Origin of the sequence: Mesorhizobium sp. M7A.F.Ca.ET.027.03.2.1 (genome assembly GCF_003999175.1) — a bacterium.
Classification (GTDB): Bacteria; Pseudomonadota; Alphaproteobacteria; order Rhizobiales; family Rhizobiaceae; genus Mesorhizobium.
Genome location: NZ_RZOM01001679.1, coordinates 1 through 734 on the forward strand (window position 1 = coordinate 1; position 734 = coordinate 734).

General features: G+C 70.4%; 1 pseudogene. It reads left to right on the forward strand.

Annotation, left to right across the window (positions count from 1 at the left end):
* Positions 1–734, forward strand: a pseudogene (locus EN750_RS37310) (chromosome segregation protein SMC); the annotation flags it as partial.

The following is a 734-nucleotide window of genomic DNA, read 5'->3' on the forward strand; positions in this document are numbered from 1 at the left end:
GGCCTGCCCGATCCGGCCGAGAAGCGGGTGCTGGTCGAACAGGCCATGGCGCTGCTGGAGGAGGCCGAGGCTGCCGTGTCCGAGGCCGAGCAGTCTGTCATCGATGCCCGCGCCACGGAAAGTTCTGCCCGGCCACCGCTTCAGGATGCCAGGGCCGAGCTGGCGCGGATCGAAACCGAAGCGCGCACGCTGGCCAAAATCCTGAATGCAGCCAGCGGCGATCTCTTCCCGGCCGTGCTGGAGCAGATCAGCGTCGATCGCGGTTTCGAAACGGCGCTGGGTGCGGCCCTTGGCGAAGACCTCGACGTGCCGCTTGACCGCAGCGCGCCGGTGCATTGGGGCGAAAGCGCGATCCAGCCCGGCGACGCGGCTCTGCCGGAAGGCGTTAAAAGCCTGGCCAGCGTGGTCCACGCGCCGGCACAGCTCGCCCGCCGCCTGGCGCAGATCGGTATTGTCGAGGCCGCCGGCGACGGCCGCCGGTTGCAGTCGCTGCTTGCTCCCGGCCAGCGGCTGGTCAGCCGTGAAGGCGCGCTCTGGCGCTGGGATGGCTTTACCGCAAGCGCCGATGCACCGACCGCCGCAGCACAACGGCTGGCGCAGAAGAACCGGCTGGCTGAGCTCGATGCCGAGGCGATACAGGCGACGCTCGTCCTGCGCCAGGCCGAGGAGGCGCTGGGAGAGGCTGAACAGGCGCTCCGCCTGGCGAGCGAGGCCGAGCGCAACACGCGCCAGGC